Source organism: Halorubrum tropicale (genome assembly GCF_001280455.1).
Classification (GTDB): domain Archaea; phylum Halobacteriota; class Halobacteria; order Halobacteriales; family Haloferacaceae; genus Halorubrum; species Halorubrum tropicale.
Window position 1 is genome coordinate 478,712 of sequence record NZ_LIST01000003.1, and the last position, 19,734, is coordinate 498,445.

The 19,734-nt window shown below is 55.0% G+C and carries 16 protein-coding genes and 3 pseudogenes; 10 read left to right on the forward strand and 9 right to left on the reverse strand.

The genetic code is table 11. From position 1 onward, the window contains the following. Window positions 1–441: 441 nt before the first annotated feature. The 3 genes from AMR74_RS10135 to AMR74_RS18465 all read right to left on the reverse strand — a co-directional run bounded on the left by AMR74_RS10135 (window position 442) and on the right by AMR74_RS18465 (window position 3,911). A complete protein-coding gene (locus AMR74_RS10135; RefSeq protein ID WP_053771935.1) occupies window positions 442–1,722 on the reverse strand; it encodes an RNA-guided endonuclease InsQ/TnpB family protein in 1,281 nt (426 codons plus the stop codon). 297 nt (window positions 1,723–2,019) lie between these two features. Then, window positions 2,020–2,616 carry a hypothetical protein gene (locus tag AMR74_RS19115; protein ID WP_167551907.1) on the reverse strand — a complete coding sequence of 199 codons (597 nt, stop codon included), beginning with the start codon at window positions 2,614–2,616 and terminating at the stop codon, window positions 2,020–2,022. A gap of 35 nt (window positions 2,617–2,651) precedes the next feature. Continuing rightward, window positions 2,652–3,911, reverse strand: a complete 1,260-nt coding sequence (locus AMR74_RS18465; RefSeq protein ID WP_077152280.1) for a hypothetical protein — start codon at window positions 3,909–3,911, stop codon at window positions 2,652–2,654. A gap of 329 nt (window positions 3,912–4,240) precedes the next feature. Here AMR74_RS18465 and AMR74_RS18470 point away from each other — a divergent pair, with 329 nt between their 5' ends. Next, complete coding sequence (locus AMR74_RS18470; protein WP_449272032.1) at window positions 4,241–5,047, forward strand: DUF7260 family protein; 807 nt, start codon at window positions 4,241–4,243, stop codon at window positions 5,045–5,047. Here the strand turns inward: AMR74_RS18470 and AMR74_RS10140 are convergent. From AMR74_RS10140 to AMR74_RS10150, 3 genes are all read right to left on the reverse strand, one after another. Beyond that, the gene (locus AMR74_RS10140; RefSeq protein WP_053771936.1) at window positions 5,028–5,639 is read right to left on the reverse strand and encodes a TetR/AcrR family transcriptional regulator; all 612 of its coding nucleotides are present in this window, start codon (window positions 5,637–5,639) and stop codon (window positions 5,028–5,030) included. The two genes, AMR74_RS18470 and AMR74_RS10140, sit on opposite strands and share 20 nt — an antisense overlap. Then, window positions 5,636–7,042, reverse strand: coding sequence for a tubulin/FtsZ family protein (locus AMR74_RS10145; protein WP_053771937.1), 1,407 nt, complete (start codon window positions 7,040–7,042; stop codon window positions 5,636–5,638). The genes AMR74_RS10140 and AMR74_RS10145 overlap by 4 nt, the downstream gene beginning before the upstream one ends. Before the next feature lie 84 nt (window positions 7,043–7,126). Then, complete coding sequence (locus AMR74_RS10150; RefSeq protein WP_053771938.1) at window positions 7,127–8,299, reverse strand: tubulin/FtsZ family protein; 1,173 nt, start codon at window positions 8,297–8,299, stop codon at window positions 7,127–7,129. Window positions 8,300–8,690: 391 nt separating this feature from the next. Between AMR74_RS10150 and AMR74_RS19930 the strand changes: the two are divergent. Next, window positions 8,691–10,359: pseudogene (locus tag AMR74_RS19930) on the forward strand (PGF-CTERM-anchored ABC transporter substrate-binding protein); the annotation flags it as partial. Between the two features lie 599 nt (window positions 10,360–10,958). Here AMR74_RS19930 and AMR74_RS10160 read toward each other — a convergent pair. Then, window positions 10,959–13,532, reverse strand: coding sequence for a hypothetical protein (locus AMR74_RS10160; RefSeq protein ID WP_053771940.1), 2,574 nt, complete (start codon window positions 13,530–13,532; stop codon window positions 10,959–10,961). 129 nt (window positions 13,533–13,661) lie between these two features. On the opposite strand from AMR74_RS10160, the pseudogene AMR74_RS17180 reads away from it, so the two are divergent. The 8 genes and pseudogenes from AMR74_RS17180 to AMR74_RS19875 all read left to right on the forward strand — a co-directional run. Further along, a pseudogene (locus AMR74_RS17180) lies at window positions 13,662–14,081 on the forward strand (zinc ribbon domain-containing protein); the annotation flags it as partial. Between the two features lie 291 nt (window positions 14,082–14,372). Further along, window positions 14,373–15,038 carry a helix-turn-helix domain-containing protein gene (locus AMR74_RS10165; protein WP_082356866.1) on the forward strand — a complete coding sequence of 222 codons (666 nt, stop codon included), beginning with the start codon at window positions 14,373–14,375 and terminating at the stop codon, window positions 15,036–15,038. Window position 15,039: 1 nt separating this feature from the next. After that, window positions 15,040–15,726 carry a hypothetical protein gene (locus AMR74_RS10170; protein ID WP_053771942.1) on the forward strand — a complete coding sequence of 229 codons (687 nt, stop codon included), beginning with the start codon at window positions 15,040–15,042 and terminating at the stop codon, window positions 15,724–15,726. A 553-nt stretch (window positions 15,727–16,279) separates the two neighbouring features. Continuing rightward, window positions 16,280–16,531: a hypothetical protein gene (locus AMR74_RS10175; protein ID WP_053771943.1), complete on the forward strand. Its 252-nt coding sequence runs from the start codon at window positions 16,280–16,282 to the stop codon at window positions 16,529–16,531. A gap of 15 nt (window positions 16,532–16,546) precedes the next feature. Beyond that, entirely contained in the window at window positions 16,547–16,816 is a 270-nt protein-coding gene (locus AMR74_RS10180; protein ID WP_053771944.1) for a hypothetical protein, read from the forward strand. Between the two features lie 27 nt (window positions 16,817–16,843). Further along, complete coding sequence (locus AMR74_RS18475; RefSeq protein WP_053771945.1) at window positions 16,844–17,917, forward strand: RNA ligase family protein; 1,074 nt, start codon at window positions 16,844–16,846, stop codon at window positions 17,915–17,917. A gap of 32 nt (window positions 17,918–17,949) precedes the next feature. Then, window positions 17,950–18,297, forward strand: a complete 348-nt coding sequence (locus tag AMR74_RS10190) for a nucleotidyltransferase domain-containing protein (RefSeq protein WP_167551908.1) — start codon at window positions 17,950–17,952, stop codon at window positions 18,295–18,297. Between the two features lie 9 nt (window positions 18,298–18,306). After that, window positions 18,307–18,723 (forward strand): annotated as a pseudogene (locus AMR74_RS19875) (HVO_A0114 family putative DNA-binding protein). A gap of 11 nt (window positions 18,724–18,734) precedes the next feature. Here AMR74_RS19875 and AMR74_RS17185 read toward each other — a convergent pair. Next, window positions 18,735–19,169 (reverse strand): hypothetical protein, encoded by a 435-nt coding sequence (locus tag AMR74_RS17185; RefSeq protein ID WP_082356863.1) that lies wholly within the window; start codon window positions 19,167–19,169, stop codon window positions 18,735–18,737. An 8-nt stretch (window positions 19,170–19,177) separates the two neighbouring features. Further along, entirely contained in the window at window positions 19,178–19,711 is a 534-nt protein-coding gene (locus tag AMR74_RS17190) for a DUF7342 family protein (RefSeq protein ID WP_077152282.1), read from the reverse strand. Window positions 19,712–19,734: the final 23 nt, after the last annotated feature.

Below are 19,734 nucleotides of genomic sequence, written 5' to 3' on the forward strand. Positions count from 1 at the left end.
GGTTGTGAGACGGTTACCGTGTGTTGGATTACTCGCGTCTGCCGTGTTCGGAGGTAGGGGCGTCTGAAACAAACATCGGTTATTATAAATGCTTTGTGGGTTATGATGTTCACGGTAGAGAGTGTCAACCATTGTTTAATCGTTCGAGACAGTCGGTTATGTACGGCAGGCCTGAGCCGGTAGGGCAACCCGTGGTCAATCGATTTTCGCGATTGACAACCTCTCCTACGTGAACTGTACAGAGACCACTCACCCGACAAGTTCGCCGCGAGCCTCAAAGACTTGAAGACAACACGCTCCACATAGATACGTTCTGTGCGCGCAACGCACTGCTCAATCGTGTCTGTCGAAACATTGCCCGCCATCCCAGCTTGACATCCTCCCCGCGCTGAAGCGCGAGGATTCCCACGGCACCGTGCCGCTGGGTTGGGATATTGTGGTTTACGACGTGACCTGTTCTTGAGGTGCAAACGCACCAGTCCCCTTGTCAAACAAGAACGTCGATGGCTGTGCCAACCAGCCGTTACTCCTATCACCGCCATCCGTGGCGGGACTTGGAGATACTTTCTGTCGGATATTCTCTGCCCCGTTCACATCCGCGTTCGCTACCGTCCCACACTCATCGCACACATACAATCCACGTTCAACTCGGTTCGCGTCACGCTTGCGACCACAGCACGAACACGACTTCGACGTGTCCTCCTCGGAGACTTCCTCGACAGTGATACCTTCCACCTCTGCCTTGTATTCGAGAAGGTCTGTGAACCGGTCGAACGCCCACGAGTGTAAGTCGAGGTTGCCGTGTTTGCCCCAGTTTCTCGACTCGTCAGAGTCATCCTCTTCGCGGATTCCCGAGAGATCTCCCACTACGATCGTTCCAACGCCTTGCTCAACACACCGTTCAACAATGTGTTTCGAGAGCGTATGGAAATAGTGAGTGCGACGAGCCGACTTCTTGTGGTTCAGCCGGGTGGCCTGCTCAGAGTTCGAGTCGTCACACCGGGCAATCCGCTTGCTGAAGTAGTAGTCGTCCTGCTTCAGACAGTTCAGCGGATACAGCTCGCTGTGGCCGTCTTCATAGGCAAGCGCGGCRAAGTTGTTGATCCCGAGATCAACGCCCACCGCCTTCTCACCGGGGGCTTCAGCCACCTCTASTTCAACCTTACAGACGAAGTGCAGTTCCCATTTCTCACCTGTCCAAACTGCCCGAACCTGTTGGACGTTCTCGACAGTCGAGAGATCAACGTCGGGGCGAGTCTGGTACTTACACAGGATGAAGTCCGACCAATACTCCTTGAGGTTCGACCCCTTTGAGAGTCGAACGCGGTTGTACTGCGTGTCGAGTTTGAAGCCAGCGGCTTTGAACGTCACTGTGGAACGCGGGTGTTCGTCGCCGTGTTTACGGTAGCCGGGCGGGTTCGCTTTCGTGTCCCCGTTGCGTCGTTTACCGTACCAACCGTTGAACGCTTCAGCGAGTTCTTGAAGGACTCGCTGACTTGACTGCGAATGTAGGTCAGCATAGCGTTCGTGACTTTTGAGGTACGTAGTGAGTTCGTTGTGGTTCGGGATGTGACCAATTTCATTCCAGATCCGACTACACGTCCACCGTCCGACGTTCCAGAGTTTCGAGGCAGCGAACCCGAGCGAATCAAGGTCGTCTTGCACTCGAGACTGGTTCTGTATGGACGCAGTGTGAGTGCGGGTGACGACCTGTTTCGCCATACGTAACCTATGTAGATATACTTACTTGAAGGTGTGTATTTGCTCAGCGTGGAATATCCAGCCGTGCCATCGAACGGTGGAATGTGACGGGTAGTGTCGGATTCATCCCCGCGCTAAAGCGCGAGGCTTTCTCCTCAATTCTCCGTAACACGAGTTCTCCCAGAACCCACCGGCCCACAGATGCTCCTTCAAGCACAATCTGTGCTATTCTCATGTCCCCCGCGCCGTGATGTTCATAACTGTCCGCTAATCACGTTTGGTGTGTGTGTGTTTGACGGGCTGGTGAAGCCCCCAGAGTTAAGCTCCAAGGCGGTTCACTCGGCGGACAGCAAGTTCAATATCAAATCTGGCAGGATCTGTTGAACCGTTCGCATCATCAGCATCGTACTGGATTACAATCCCACGGAGAGTCCGTGTTCCTGAGTCGAATGAGTCGTACTGACGCTCAATATACGTTCGCCCGACCGCGGTCCGCGTAGAAACACGTGGTGGATGGTACGTCCGGTCATCAGCTGGTGGCTCATAGTAGGCGTCAGCCCGAAACTCAAGAGTCCCATACTGTGCTGGTCCGACGTTCGAAATGACGATGTCAGCAACAATCTGAGATTGATAGGGTGATTCAATAATACGGTCAATACGAATCTCTTCGACGGCAATACCAACGGTATCGAGCGAGGTTGTGGTATCAGTTGGACCGTTATCTGTGTGAGTAGAGTCCATTGAGTTGGATTCATTGCTTGTACTCGTCTGCGAGTGTGTCGATCCGGTTGTGTCAGAGCGGGGCGGGTCCTCAGATACATCAGTCGCTGCTGTATCACGCTGCACAAGGCAACCAGCAGTTGAGAGAGAACCAACAGCAGCGAGGAAGTGTCGTCGGTGATGAAGGAAATTCATGGTCATTAATCAGTGGCATCTGGCTTAAATCCTGATCACGTAGGTTGTTCAGTATTTTGAAACAACCAGCTTTCAGTCAGCTGACCCTGCCAACGAGGTCGTTCTTCCCATGCGTCACCAGAAAATCCGGTGGCAAGAATGAACGGACCAGCTTGGAGGAGGTATCCGTATTGGACACCAGGAAATTCATCCAGGTTCGTCCGGTCACTACCTGCTTCACGATGGTAATACCGATGCCATTCAACCGAATCGGTCCTAGGGGTGACGTCTGAAGTGATAGAAGCCATGCCTTCTGTAGCGCCGGCTGTAAGGATATCTGAGAGTTGCTCGCGCGCGCGTTCAGGATCATTATATTGTTGGACATATAGTGGGGTACCATCCAGATCACTGGGAGGTCCACGGAAGGCATTTTGTTGGCGGGTAACAGGATCTGGACGGCTTGTAAACGTCAGGAACACTTCCTCAGTACGCTCTGACGATTGGACAACAGGCCCAAGCCGCTTTCGGAGCCTATCACGACGGGCGGCTGGAAGCGGGTCTGCGGTGAACGTAGGCGGATAGCTCCCATCCTCATCGACATATGGTTCGTGTGCGAGCGTCGTGAAACCACGACGAGTGGGGACCGCAACTTCGACCAGCACATCTCCGGTAGCGCGTGGCACGAGCCGGTCAAGTAACCGATTATGAATAGGGTCACGTGAAAAACGCTTACTAACATACACTGGAGTCTGGATTTGGAAAAACGAGAGGCGCATCCGACCGAGTTCCTCGACAAATCGGTCAGCATCGTTACGGCGTGCTGCGCGAGCCAAAGCCGGGATATGCATATCGGTCCGCGATCGAAGAAGGCCACCCGGAGAAAAGTGGGGTTCAAACGCTGTTTCCGCGCGGTCCGCAGCGTTGTATCCTACAGTTTCGAGTCGGTCAACCATCTCGGCTGTTGGCATCGTTGGCTGATGGATTGTGGTACGGACTGTGTCGATAGTCTCAATCACACTGTCAACGGCCTGGTTGTATGACTCAACCGCGCGTGGATAAGAAATGGCAAACCAGACCACATCAGCAACAATCGCTTGCGTCCTCTCAGCAATGCGTTGTATCAGGTCGGAGGCGTAACCGTCGGCATCTGTTGAGTTATCCGTAGGTGACTCATCGGTGCCAGCTTCCAGCGTAGTATTTGACTCGTCTGAGGATTCTATTTCGTCTGGATATCTCACACCATCAACACTCAAACAGCCAGCAAGACTTGCGGCAGCGCCGAGACCGGCAAGCACGTTACGGCGCGGTTGTTCCATGCCCCACGTCGGTGGGGCCAGAACTTAAATGTCGTAGATGGCATTATTGATCATGAGAAATCACCATCAAGAGTCAAAAGCGCGATGTCACATTAGTCTTAGTGATGGAACGGTCTCCAGCAGCGACAATCCCACAGGATATGGGATCACCACAGTTGCTCACCGGCGAAAAGATCAATAATAGTTAGACTGTATGAAATGATTGTAGCGTTATGAGATTGTACATACCTATTGCTGATCGGTCTGTAGCATGCGTAGATATGTGGTGTAGCGGTGCTGAGTTGCTTACCTCGCCGCTTGTGGTGGGAGTTATTGCTAGTCTTGGAGCAATGTTGTTAGTTGTCGTAGGTAAACTCCAGACAGCGATTGAAACATGCCAGGATGAACGAGAGTGTGTTATTGCGGAACGAGACGCATTTCGTCGGTTTCAGACGCAGATACAACAGGTCGAACCAGTACAGCTTGAATCGTTAGATGCCGCACCAACGGATGTAGGTGACCGGACAGACGTAATGGACGTACCCACAAGTCCCGGAGATGCGACACTCAAGTATGTACTTTCTGCGTACGAGGAAACAGTACGATCAGTTCCGCACTATGGCATCGGCGATGAAGAGAGCCTTGCTGAAAATCTCGCGGCTGAGCTTGGAGAAGATATAGTGACGTCGTTGGCAACAAATCGGATTCTCACCCCAGCGGTCCACCAAGCAATCGTTGACCGGAGCCAGCAGGCAATCAACGTACGTGCAGAGCTGATAGAGGTGTTGACAGAGGAGATCGACCGGCTCGCAAACTATCAAACGGAGCTTACTGAGATTGAAACCCGACGGCATAATCTTTGTTCGCACTTCGGATCCGTTCACACACGACGCAGGGAGGCCGCATTTGATGTTTGGTGTGCGCTTCAGGATCTTGAGGCAGAGTTGGATGGTATCGCTGAACAGCGACAGAGAAATCTTCACTCACCACCGGTTGCTGAACCCCCAAGTGAGGAGATATCTGATGAACAGATCGAGTTCTGTGAGTACCTCTATTCAGATAGCAACGCGCCACAGTATCCGGTCTTATCAGTAATTGGAGAACTCGGCGAAGCAATCCAAACCGACAAGGAACGGATCAGACCGCATCTTGGATGAGTTCTGAATCGATATACGAAACAAGCATAGAGTGCGTTGCCGTGACGGCGTCTACTCGATCTGTTGTAACACGGGTGTATATGCCTCCGTTAATCGTTGCGAGAATGTATTCTGTGACTTCAGAGGCGTTAACGTCCTCAAACACATTCTCAGCAATACCACGTTCGAGAATCTCCCGGATCGTATCTGCTAACCGTTCATCAACGCGCGTAAATTGAGCGCGGATGCGACTGTTCGTGACAGCTTGTGATCGAAAGCCGACAAGCACGGTTTGAAACTGATAATCGTCTTCGGGCGGGTCCGGCACGAGAAGTTTGGCAATGAGCTGTTTCAGGGTTTCAGCTGGATTCTGGCTCCGCTCAGCATCAAGAGCTGATTCGAATTTGTTGACAGTGAACTCAAGCAGTGTAATAAGCAAATCGTCTTTTGACTCATAGTAATGGTAGATAGAGGATTTTGATCTATCAAGCTCGTCACCAATACGGGCAATTGAGAGATCAGCATAGCCGTGTTTGAGCAACGCTGTGTGTGTTGCCTCCATAATGTTCTCTTCCGTGTCGCTCAAAGTGTGTTCTGACTGATCGCTTGTCATTGCTCGGTTGAGTCCGATGTTTCAGAGGTCGTTTCAGCGTTGGTGAAATCAAATTCGGTGGGGATTGAGTCCTCATCTGCTGATGGCTCAACAGTCTGTGAGTTCACCTCATCAGTTGTCGTCGTCTGTTCTGTAGTAGTTGAGGGTCCCGAGGTTGTCGTGACAGCATCTTCAGCAGTAACCGCGCGACGTTGAAGTTCATCAATCTGTGGAACAGACGTCACATTTGCGAGGACGACAGTTGCTGTGAGTTCTGTTGTGTTTTGAATTGGCTCATCGCCAGCAAGCACTTCAACGGTCTGCGTTTCTTCTTCAAGCAAGTACCGGCCAGTCTCAAATCCTTTCCGAGAGATTGTATCTGGAGGCCCACTGAGAATGAGCAAAACCCGGTCTGCAGAGGTGATTTCACAAGGTAGCGTGAGTTTCGATTGGACTGCGCGACTAATGAGTGTCTTTATTTTCGACGCATCAACCGGAGTGGACCCAGAAGACTGTGATCGACCAAGCAGGCGAAGAATCCGAGCAAGAAGTCCATGAGCGTTACTGTCAATTTCAATTGTGGCGCGACCAACAGTTGTTACCCCGCCAACAGCAAGTGTCCGTGAGATATCTGCAGGGTCAATCCGAAGTTCAGATTCAAACGTGGCGTTGGCTTCACCGGCACCAAAAACGCTCAACAGTCGGTCAACAGTCATCTGATTGATCGACTGATAGCAATCAGCAACAGCGTCTCTATCGCGAGACCATGAGTCGTTGTCGACAAGAAGCGTTGACGCAGCGCGTGGGACAAGTGTTCGAAGACCACGGGCAGCGGTCAGTGCGCGTTGGTCGGACTCCGTGTCAGCAGGGAGAACACCTAGTGTGTACACTTCAGTTTCATAAATATCGGTGAGTTCTTCCAACAACACACTCCCAACGCCAGCACCAGTGCCGCCGCCAAGTCCGGCAACAATCATCGTTGCTGCGACTTCTGTTTCGTCGATTTTATCGAGTGCACGTCGAATTTCTGGCCGGTCCGCTTTAGCAACTTGTGCGCCAACATCTGGATCACCACCAACACCATACTCGTTGATATCATATCCACGCGGGCGCGAGTTACTGGAGGTGCTGTGTTGACTCGTGGTGGTGGATGTCTCTGAGTGTCGTTTGGGATCGTGAGACGAATTTTGGGCGTCAGTCGCAGGAGAGTTTGTGTCTCGTCGAAGTACTGCCGGGTGTGTATCGCCAAGAAGGATATGCTGGTCAGTACTGAGGGCGGTTGTCTGAGAGAGTGGTTGTGATTCAGTGTGAAACGCGAGAACGTTTCCATTCGTCACCGACCGGCCTGTGCGCTGTTCAGTTCGAACAAACTGATCAACAAGTCGGGTCCCACACCCGCCAACGCCGAGAAGTGCTACCTTCATTTACACACCAACGGCTGCGAGCGATGGTGGCAGCCAACAGAGTGGTGATGCGTCTGTCGGACAAGCGTTTGACGCCGTGGCCGCTCAAACAATAGGGTCCAGATCATTGTCGTCATCGGTAATCAACGACTGAATTTCCTCTTCGCGAACCGCATCCTGTTCTTGAATTTTGTTTTGTGCGTCGACAGCTTGATCCTGAATTTCGTTAATCCGCGGTGTATCAGTCACATTTGAGAGCAACACCACAGCCGCAAGGGTTGACGAGTCAGGACGAGGATCATCACCAGCAAGAACATCAACGGTGTCAGCTTCTTGTTCAAGCCATTCACGAGCAGATTCAACCCCTTTTCGTGAAATCACATCAGGCGGCCCGGCAAAGACAATCAGCGCACGGTCAGCACTCGAGACATCACATGGGACCGTGAGCCGAGAGTTCGTTGCTCGACGCACTAGGCCTTTGATTTTTGCGGCATCTGTTGATTCACTCTGTGAGTCATCAACTTCTTTGAAATTGGCTAACAACCCTTCTTTTGCGGGGGTAACGTCAGTTGAAGCGTACCCAATTGAGGAGACACCACCGGTATCGAGGGTTCGCATAATGTCACTCGAATCCATCGCGTTCTCACCAACCTCCGACTCATCAACTTCACCGGCAGCGAGTAGAGTGACAATGCGTGTTGCAAGCTCTTCGTTCATTTCCTCGTAGCCCTGCTCAATAGTCTGCCCACGAGAGCGCCACGCATCGTTGTCGAACGCGATGAAATTATCAACCTTGTTGACGAATGACTGAAGCGAGCGGGCAGCGTTGAGTGCCGGCCGGCCGCCCTCGTACGTGCCAGGTAATACTCCAAGTCCGTATACCGGCTCATCGTACATCTTCTGTAGTTCGTCAATAACAACGGGAGCAGCGCCACTGCCGGTGCCTCCGCCGAGGCCGGCTGCGACTAAGACAGCATCAACCTCGTGAATTTCAACATCGTCGAAGACGCGTCTGATTTCATCAATGTCTGTTTGTGCAACCTCAGCACCGACTTCAGCATCACCTCCAACCCCGTGTCCACGCGCTTTCTGGTGGGTGTCGCCGATTAACACCCGGCGATCTTCATCGAGATGTTGTGGTTTGGCGAGGTCTGTCCGAGCCGTATTGATGACTAGTGCGTGACGGCACAGGTTACGACCAGTCTCAAACTCAAACTCGATCATCTGGTCGATAAGCTTACTGCCTGCGTTACCGACCCCAATCGTTGCAAGTTTCATTGGTTGTTTCTCCGTTGAGCCGTATGAAAATGTGTTGGTTGTGGGTTGACCTGACCGAGCGCAGAGTACGTGGCTGTGGAACGAGTCATTCTGCGTCAGACGTGACTATCAATAGTTTGATCAGACACATGACACATGCCAACGCAATCAAGGTTGGAATAATAAAAATTATATTTCATAAACCCGGTTGCCAACTGTGAAGAACTTACGAGTGATTCTACTGGCGGTGGTTGTGCTGACAGCAGTTGTTGGAGCTTCAGGAGCCGCCGCTGGAGCACACCCGGCAGGAGCAGAGTTCGAACACACAGAGAGTGAAAGTCTGTCTGCCGATTACAGCGGTCAGGGACCGGCACAGACAGCAGAAAACAACACCTGTGGGTTTCCGCTCAACGTGACCGATGCAACAGGGACAGAGATCACGCTCGATGAACGGCCGGATCGAATCACGACAACGAACCCGTCAGCAGCCCAAACGCTCTGGGAGTTAGGTGCGCAAGACCGGGTTGTTGGTGTAACCGAATTTGCGGGGTACTTGAACGGGACTGCCAGCAAAACGAATGTCTCCGCAGAATTCGGTGTTAGCGTGGAAAAGGTTGTTGCGACTAATCCCGATCTTGTGTTGGCACCAAACGCCTCAGCTGGTCAAGTCAAAGATCTTCGTGCACAGAATCTCACAGTCTACCATTTCCCGGCCGCGACGGATATCGATGATATTGCGGCAAAAACAGAGCGCACAGGCCGTCTTGTCGGAAACTGCGAGACAGCAGCGGAGGTGAATAATGAAATGAACCAGACTGTAGAGGACGTTAAAGATCAGACTGCTGAGCTTGATCGTCCCGGTGCACTGTACCCACTTGGGGGAGGATTTGTTGCAGCTGACAACACCTTCATCAACGAAATCATGAAGATTGGTGGGACAACCAACGTCGCCGCATCAGAGGCAGATGGGTATCCACAACTCTCGGATGAAGTCATCCTCAAAACAGACCCTGAGATCATACTCGTGACCGATACAGAGGGCGCAATTCTTGATAAGGAACCCTACGCGAGCACAACTGCTGGGGCAGAAGATAACTATGTAGTTATGAATACAAATTATCTAAACCAGCCGGCGCCCCGGAGTGTGATTGAATCGACCAAAACTCTCGCTGCTGCTGTTGAAGATCTTCAAGCCAACAAAACAAATGAGACAGTCAATAGTAGTGATACGTGTGGGTTCCCACTTACTGTAACAGACGCAACAGGAACAGAAATCACGCTTGATGACCAGCCAGATCGGATCACGACAACAAACCCATCAGCCGCCCAAACGCTCTGGGAGTTAGGTGCACAAGATCGGGTTGTCGGTGTAACCGAATTTGCGGGGTACTTGAACGGGACTGCCAACAAAGCAAATGTCTCCGCAGAATTTGGTGTTAGCGTCGAAAAAGTTGTTGCGACTAATCCTGATCTTGTGTTGGCACCGAATGCCTCAGCTGGACAGGTCGCAGATCTTCGTACGCAGAACCTCACTGTTTACCATTTCTCCGCTGCTACCGATGTCGATGATATCGCAGCAAAAACAGAGCGCACAGGCCGTCTTGTCGGAAACTGCGAGACAGCAGCGGAGGTGAATACGGAGATGAACCAAACGGTGGAAAATGTAGAAAACCAGACCGCTAGACTTGATCGCCCTGACGCACTGTATCCGCTTGGGGGAGGATTCGTTGCGGCTGACAATACCTTCATCAACGAAATCATGGAGATTGGTGGGACAACCAACGTCGCCGCGTCAGAGGCAGACGGGTATCCACAACTTTCAGATGAGGTAATTCTTCAGACCAACCCTGAGTTGCTGATTGTGACAGACTCTGAGGCGTCAATTCTTGATCGACAGCCGTATGCTAGCACAAACGCGGGTGAGAACAATAATTACGTCGTATTAAACACTAATTATCTCAACCAACCTGCACCTCGCAGCGTTATCGAGTCAACAAAAACGCTCGCGAACGGCGTTACAGAGCTTCAATCAGAGGATACCAAAGACGATGGAGGTAGGACAGATGGGTCAAGTAGCTCACGTAGTGACGATGATGACAGGAATGAAAAAGATGAGCGGGACGAAGTAGTAGACACGAACGAAACGACAGTAGACATGAACGAAACGGCAGTAGACATGAACGAAACGGCAGTAGACATGAACGAAACGGCAGTAGACATGAACGAAACGGCAGTAGACATGAACGAAACGGCAGTAGACATGAACGAAACGGCCGTAGATGAGAATGAAACGGCTGTGAATGAGAATCAAACAGCTACCGATACATCAAGTAAGGAGAGCACTACCTCAGCAGAGCCCAATGGCACCTCTAATCAAGAGGGCAATGAAACTGAGACATCGAATGATGTTGTCAATCAAAAGACCGAGCAAGACGATGGACCATCCAATACAACTGATGAGGGGACAGAGTCAGAAGTTCCTGGATTCGGGATCGTCGTAACCGTATTAGCAATTCTTGGCTTCGCATATCTATCACCACAGAAATAGTACCTCAGTTACCCGCAAAGCGACTACCCCAGTTCAAGGGGCGAGTAGAGGAGGAGAAGGTAGGGGAGGGTAGGTCATTGAGATTGTGCGCCACAAATTTACTCGACAGGAAAGAGCCGATACCGAGACAGACTATTTCGGCTGAACGACTGTTCGATTGCCGTTGTGAACAGCGTCATTGGTTACGGTCACAGATTGTGTTCCAACCTGATACTCCCCTGGGTGTGCGACCCGGATTGTTGCTGTTCCGTTCGAGACAGCAGCGTGGCGTATATACTCGAACGTTGTGCCAGTTGCTGTGACTTCACCGGACGAATTGGGTACGGTCACAGTTGTTGTTGCGGTCACCGTCCCGTTTTCGACACCGACAGAACTGGGCTCTGGCACGGAGATCGTCGCGCCGGGGACGACCGCAAACGTCCGGAGCCCCTCAGTGAAAGTGAGTAGCTGATAATGGCCGGTTGCGGTGGTGTCGTTGACGCCGACGCCGAGCCCATCATAGAGGGCTGTGTAAGTAGACGCCGTTGGAGGTGTGTTTTCGCGTTCAGTAACGACGACGTACCCGACACGATCTTGAAATCGGTTGTACCATTCATCTGGGTGCGCAGCGGCGAGGAATTGATCGTAGTTGCTTCGTGCGTAGCCGTAACTACGGGCTTCACCGTTCACGAAGTAATTGTACATTCGGTTGTCACCCCACTGGCTCAACACGAAGTTTTGTGGGTACTCACGGTCAGCGTCCTCGGCGTGAGAATCAATCGTAAGCGCAGCGTCAAACTGCGCGCGATCATAGGTGGTCTGCCCGACGAGCGACGGGACGAGGAGAAGGTTGAACAACAACACGAGCGCGACTGTGGCGGCCAGATACCCCCGCAGCCGGGATCCTTCAGGCAGCGCAAGCGACGTGATCGCGGTCCCTCCATCCGAGTTGCTGTTCGCTCCGGCGTGACTCGGTCGACCACGGGTTGAGAGACCGCGGGTCGACGAGGAGTCAGCCTCGTTCCCGCGACCGAGGGCGGCCACTGGACGTGCGATGTCTATTGCTGACAGGAGGTAGACAAGACCGAGTCCTGCAAAGGGCGCGATCATGATCGCCAACTGCCCAGCGAAGCGGACCTGGATCGTTGCGAGCAACGTGTAGTACCACGCAAAGCAGACTACGACGAGCCAGCCGGGCTGGTAACGGCGTGTGACCACCCATGTCGCAACTGCGAGGACGGCAATTGCGAAGTAGAACCCAAGCCCGAGCTGGAGGAGCGGTCCAAACACTACCGCAAAGTCCGGGCTGAACAGCGAGGCTGTCTCAGAGATGCCTTCCCGAAAGAACAGGTCGTTGGCACGCGTCCGGAGACGGCTGATGTCGCCCGGACGCAGGCGCGCATAGGCGACGAACCCGCCCACGGCGACGACCGCCTCGGCGGCGACAAGGGCGAGCGGCGGCAGCGAGACGCGGCGCCACAGCTCTCCCAGCCCGACGACGACGAGCGCGCCGCCCGCGACGAGGACCGGCGTGACCGCGGCGATCGACTCGTGCCAGCCTAACGCGATGTGTGCGGCGAGCGCTCCCGCAGCGCCGAGCGCGAGCCCAGCAAGCAGCGGGGCGTTGGCGTAAGTCGGGGAGAGGTCCCGCCGAACGTCGAGCGCGACGCGGAGCCCGACGACGGCCGCGACTGGGACGAACGTGAGCGGCGAGCCGCCGTAGGCGTGCGCGGACGCCGCGACGGCGACAGCGAGCGCGAACGCGGCGAGCCACATTCTTGCATCGCGTGCGTGCGCTTGAGCAGCCGTCTGCGCGTCGGTGTGTTCGAGCCGGCGCGCGACATCAACCCCGAGCGCGGTCAGTGCCGCGACGAGCAGACCGAGCCACAAGTACTGGTGGGCCTGGTGGTCAAGAAAGCCCACAGAGGTGTACACGACGTTAACGGGCGCGAGCCCGTAGAACAGGACGGCGGCGAGCGCGACGCGCACGTCGCTGGTGAGTAGGCGTGCGGTCCGGTAGACGAGGTACCCCAGACAAACGGACGCCACGATCGGGAGCCACGCGACGACCACGGGCGCAGCGTCAACGCCACCGAGTAGGACCGTCAGCCACGAGTTGACCGCATGGGCAAGCGGACGCGTGCCCGCGGCGCCGCCCATGTTTGTGAACAACCCCAGATCGAAGATTCCGTCCGCGCGGGCGGCCAGCCGTTCTTGCCAGTAACGGAAAAAGTACGTGTCGTTACTTGGAGAGACGACAAAACCCCGCTGGAACACCGCAGGCGCGGCGACGAGGCGTGCGCCAGCGACCGCAAGCAGCCCCCCAAGAAGCCCAAGGAATGTGAGAGCATCGACAGCAGCTACTGAGGAGACTTGCGACATCACGGAATCACCGGCGGCAGTCTCGCTGGCATTACCGTTACTTCCCTCGGGTACTGTAGACGAGTTAGTGGCGGTGTCAGTCGTATCGGCAGCGTCGGCCGGCCCCGACTCAATGGCGGCGCGGATCGCGTTCGGATTCTCGAGCCGATAGCCAGTATCGACCTCACGGGCGAGATCGCGGGCGACAAGTTCGCCGAACCGACCAGAGTCGAGATCGATATCGGCAAACGTCCACGGCTCGCCACGGGCGTCGCGCTCAACGAGGGCCGCGAAGGCGTCTTCGGCGTCGGGGTGGTCTGCGAGGAACTCGCGCGCGGCCGCGGTCGTCTCCTCAGGCGAGGGCATTGGCTGTCACCTGTCGGGCGCGCCGATTAGCGGTTTCGGTCGTGGACGGACACACCTTCGGGTTCGGAGGCGCCGAGGAGGGTCGAGACCCCTCGATCTGACCACCGAGAGAAACGTGACATCCTCCTCGAAATCAAGTACGGCACGTATATGAATCGTCGTCTGCACAAACTGCCGTTCCACAAGTTCGAGCAACAGGTTCGATATAAAGCGACATGGAACCAGATTCCGTGTGAGACGGTCGGGTCGCCGTACAATTCGAAGGCGTGTTCGTGTTGTGGTCATCGGGGATACCGTCAGGGCCGGCGGTTCCGATGTACGACTGATTCGTGTGAAGTTCAGCAAGACCATGCTGACCGGAACGCGAGCGTGAACGTGGCGTGGCGAGCGTGGGCGAAACACGCTGGAGTAGACGTTGAATCGGTTAATTACCGGACTCGCAAAACCCAACGGTTTGTTCGGAAGGTGAGCCTGTCTGGGTCGGGGCGTTCAGTAAATCGCCCATCCTCATCCCGCGACATCGCGTCGCGTGGAGTGCTATCGACGTAGGCTGAGGGAACAACAAAAGCCACGGGTCACCCGACCCGTGGTCGTTTACGGTTGACACCCTTCTGACTTGGTATGAGCTACTTCGGTACCTACTGTGAAGGACGAGGCTTCCGCTTGCTATCGGTCAATTCGGCTACTGCGTCACCGAAGCAGTGACCGTGACGCAGTTGAGTAGGTAGCCCCCACACTTAGCCGGCTAGGCGGGAGTCTTATATATTGATATCGCTATAGAGATAACTACGAACAAGCCTGGCCAGACAGAGAAGAGGCCATGTAGCAATGATCGAATTAATGGATTCCACAGCTGCGAAGATTGTCTTGGCAGCTCAGCGTGGCGATTCTATCAATCGCATCGCGAGCAAGATTGACATCTCGTACTCATGGGTGTACGACTGGATTGAGCGGTTGAATAACGCAGATATTATCGCTAAAACCGATAATGGAATTCAGATTGTCGACCACGAGATGCGCCAGCAGTACGCCGAGATGATGGCTGCGTTGTACAGCCGCGACACCATCTCGCAAGAGGACGCGTACATCATTCCCCACTTCGCTGGGATGGAGTTTGTGTACACGGAAATTGACGCGGCGTATGTCTGGACGCATGGCGGCTACCAGATTGCGCGGAGCCACGACGACTATCCGGTATTCATCGAAGTACACGACCGTGATGTCGAACGGTGGATTGCGTTCTTCCAACTGTGGGGCGTCGATGCGACGATCAACGAGCGCCCGGACGCTAGCGACGTCAATGGAGATGTCCACTATGTGTTGTACCCGAAGACTAATGCTATCGACGCCGAGTGGGTCGACGGTAACCCCGTCATCCCGTTGGACGACGCCATCAACCAGATGGTGGAGAATCGCCCCGCGTACGAACCCGCTTTGGAGATCATCGCCGACAAGTACGACAGGGACATCGACGCGGTGCACCACAATACGACGAGCGCGAAATAAAATGAGTCTCCCCGAGCGCCAATCCGAACTCATCGACACACACCGCGCGGTACAGGATGCCGATCTGCCGTACGTTCTCGTTGGCGGCTGGGCTGTTTCCGCGTTCCAAACACGATTCACGACCGATATCGACACCGTGATCCCGGACACTGTACTCGACGACTACGATACCCTCCTTCGTGATCTCGGATACGAGAAACAGTTCGAACAGGATGTCTCGAACGAGTATGACGGTCGAATGATCCAGTACGCGAAATCGGTCGGAGAGAACAAAGTCAAGTTCGAGGCACTCGTGGATGCGATGGGATGTCGACAGACGGACGCAGAGTGGTCATACCGCCATCTCCACGAACACAGTACGATCGAATCACTCGATGTCGCCGAAGGCCTCGACGGGCGAATCCCGGAACCGGCACTGCTGTTCGCGATGAAACTCCACAGCGGCCGGAAAGCCGATACCCGTGATCTGGTCGTGATCAGCTTGCGTGCGGACTTCAACCGTATTGAACGACACGTCCATCGTGGCGACCCCGAGAAGCTCAAGAGACAGATCGAGATGGTGCTGGATCAACTCCAACAGGATGGGTTCAAAGACTCGTTCAAAGGTGTCTTTCGACAAGAAGAACTGCCAGTAGATGCAGTTGACGATCTCGTTTCCTTTCTGTCCAAGCAGCGAGATCAACTTTGACATCCTCTCCGCCCTGAAGCGCGAAGATTCCCACGGCCCCGCACCGCTGGGTTGGGATGGTTACGGTTTGTAGCTGTCCCGGTGACGGCTACTGGCTGTGCCAACCAGCCGTTACTCCTATCCCGGCATGGGATTCAGAGGTACTTCGTACTGTACCCGAACACTACAACAGAAAGGGGTTCTTTCTGTGTGTGGTCGGGAATCCCGACATTGTCCGATTAAGTGGGCGGATGAACCGCCTCGGATGACTATCAATACGACGACCACTCAATTAAAACACCCGGCCAGAAGTTCGTGGCTGCTGTAGAGAATTGTCGGATTCATCCCCGCGCTGAAGCGCGAGGCTTTCTCCTTGATTCTCCGTAACTGGCGCCGATGGAGCTGATGCTGTACCGGTGGTCTCTGTACTCCACAGAAAGTATTTATCGTAGGTCTCGGCACACGCTATCATGAATCTCCAAGCGGTAGTCGGAAAGCCACACGCTCGGTGAGACGGTCCGTGCGACCGCCCTTTCGGGGCCGTAGCGGGCTGTAATCCGGTGTGTGCCAACCTATGGACGACGATGAACTCATCCGTCGAGAACTGCGCAGCGCTCGTGAAGAACTCGTCCGCAAACGCGCACGACAGTCGGACGATCCGCCAACATCGACGAGTCAGCTTCCGTTGATGCCGGAGCGGGACGACGCGTTCCTTCGTCTCGCTCTGATGAGCGTCGAGGACCTCGAAACGCACATCGATCGACTCGAACGCGATCTCGCCGACTTGGAAACCGATATCGACCGGCCGGATGCAGAGCTCGAATGAGCACGTTGAACGCATATGAACCTCACTGAAAACACAATCTACCAGCACGACGAACTCGGAGAGGTACTCGTGGTCGGTGTCCACCACATCTTCGAAACGTACGATCCGGACTCGGGGGACGGTCGTCTTCGATCGCGAGTCGTCCGCTACACTGCGGAGTGGGACGATTATGGTCCGATGCCTTCCAGTGTCCGTACCACGCCGGTCGATGAGTTTCGGACGGTCGTCGGCGACGCCGTTCGGACGTGGGAGGGCGTTGAGTCGCCACCGAACGGTGATTCCTGACCCTTCACACCATTCTGCTACTAGCCGATGAAAGTCTACCCCAAAATTCCACGATACGATCATCCCGTCGTTCCAGAGTCGTTCTTCGATGCCGAGGATTTGGTGGCCCTCGAGAAGTTCGACGGGAGCTCGTTCCGCTTTACGCTCTATGACGAGCGTCACGCATCATCCTATCCAGATCCTGTGACAAATGCCGCCGACGGAGACGGAAGTCTCGTCTTCGGAACGCGGCGCTCCATCATGGGCTGTCATCGTGATGATCTCGAGAATGTTGACGGGGCGCTCCACCGCGCCGTTCGTTGTCTCCGCGACGGGATCGACGTAGACGCCCTCCGTCGAGCCCACGATGAACACGGTGGCCCGCTCATCGTGTACGCAGAGAACTTGGTGTACTCGACGCTAGACTACGGATACACCGAACGCGACCTTCCCGCTCTTGTCGGCTTTGATGTCCTTCCCTATGCGGCTATTGACTCGATGACGCCACCGGGCAGTCCGTACGCTGAAACCTTCGAGGGATTCTTCTCGATCAAGGAAGCTTGGTCCGTCTTCGATCGGATCCGGATCGAGAGTGTGTCGCCTGATCGCGCGTTCGTTTCCGCGACGATCATCGACGAGGCGATCGAGTTTGATCCAGAGAGCTATACTGTTTCACAGTCGTCGCTGACCGGTGATGTCCGTGCGGAGGGCGTCGTCGTCCGGAGTGACAGCCAAGACCGCCGCGTGAAAGTGGTCCGCGAGGCCTTCGAGGAATTGAATCGCGAACAGTTCGGTCGCGATCCGGATGACGCAGAGACGGGTGCTGAACAGCTCGTCGCGATGTACTGTACGTCTGCCCGGATCCGAAAGATGGTTCGATCACTCGTTATCGAAGAGGGTCGTGAGTTCGGACTTCACCTCGTGGAAGACTTGTATCCCCGTGTCGTCGAGGATATCTGGGCCGAACACTGGCAAGAGATCATGCGGCTCAATTTTGAATTCACGCCCACCGATGTCTACCCGCTCGTCGCAAAGCGGTGTGTCACAGAACTCCGAAAGATGGAGACCAATGCCGAACTGAACGACGCCGACCCTACGACTATCTGGCGACACCTCTCGTAGATATTCGATGTCTCGTGCGGGCCACGCTCGACGTGTCCGTCTCACTCGACGGCGTCATCGGGATCGTCCTGTACGGAAGTGTGGCGCGCGGCGAAGCCGATCGGCGTAGCGACAGTGACCTCTGGGTGCTCACGACGAAGGATCGAGGCCCAAACCAACGAGAGGCGAACGCTGTTGGTCGCGATCTCGAAGACGCCGAATTCGACGGGAACAGATATGCTTACGACATCGACGTTGAAACGGTCCACGCGATTCCCACGTACACAGAAGACGTCCGGGGAATTGTCGTTTCAGGAATCCCGATCTACAGCACTAACAAGTTTGAGACGGTCGAGAATTTCCTCCTTGAGGAAGGTGATAGCGACGACTCCACCCACTGATACCCCGCCATGACCACGCTCCACACCACCGTCGGCGACCAAGAACAGCTCCGCCAAGATGCGCTCCAGTTCGCCCGGGATGTCGATGCCGACGATCTCGACAGTCAGGATGGAACCGCGACACTCCAGTTCGGAACCTACGACGACTTCGTTGACAGTCTCACCCCACTCCGTCTTGAGCTCATCCGAGCGATCGCGGAAGGAACCCCTGAGAGCATGCGCGAGGCGGCCCGCCTCGTTGATCGCGACGTGTCCGATGTCCACTTGGAGTTGAAGTAGCTCGAAGTGCTGGGTATCCTCACCCTTGAAGCGGGCGGCCCCGGCGGCGCGATCCAACCCGTCGTCCCGTTCGATCGGATCGAGGTTCACATCGACTACCCGCTCATCGATCGCGACGACGCCGATAGCGCCACTGCCAATGCGTAGCGGAGCACTCACTAGTCGTTCCAGAGAGCCGAGATCCGCTCTTCGATTTCGTTGAGGACGAGCGACAGCACGTCGCGATGGTCGGTCGGCCAAGAGGCGTCGTTACCGGGCGTCGGGGCGGCGGGCGGGGGATGGAAGTGGTTTCGTGTGTTGTGAGGATTCAGGTGGCGGTCCCACCGGCATTCCCAGGCGCTCTCGGACTCTTTCTCTCGATACTGAATCTTGAAGTCGTTGTTTGTGTACCAGCGAACAGTCAAGGTCGCCTCGCTGACGGTCGCTGGATAGTACGACGATGTGAATGAGACCTGCAGTTCAAGATGACCGCTGGCGTCCGTGATAGCCGCTTGTTCGACTTGCTGTGTCGCTTGGAGACGCGTCTGGAGGAACTTGAGGATTGGGCGATCGATGGGAGCAGGGCTCCCACCGTCGCCTGTTGGCGGCACCATCGAGCGAGCTACCCAGAAGCCTGTTCGCCGTCGGCGCCAGCACGTTGCTGGCGAGCGCGTTCGTAGCGTTCCCGTTCTTCTCGTGCGGTTGCCCAGTCTGCGAGGTCACTATACACGGCGTCGATCGTTTGCTCCTCATTCGTCTCCGTGATAGCTACGGCATCAACCGTAGCCGGTGTTGCGGCATCGTACGCATCCTCGTACTCAGTAATTTGTGCTGTCAGATCACGAACGCGTTCCTGTAGTTCTTCCACCGAGTGGTCTACAGCGAGCTGGTTGATGCGTCGCCACTCAAAATATGCATCGTTGCGTTCATAGGTGGTCGGATGACCGTCATGGCGTGTAGCGATCCCGAGATCCGCGAACCAGCTGAGATACTTCCGGGCGGTTTTCGGGTCGCACTCTACTCGCTCGGCGATAGCTCTCGCTGTCGCTGGTTCCCGAGTCTGGAGGAGAGTTCCATAGATTCGCTGTTCGACGTCGTCCCCGCTAAACGGGTCATCGAAAGAGGGGGGTCCGTCTGTGGACGCTGTGTCGGGCATACGTATCTTTTCGAGGCCACAGA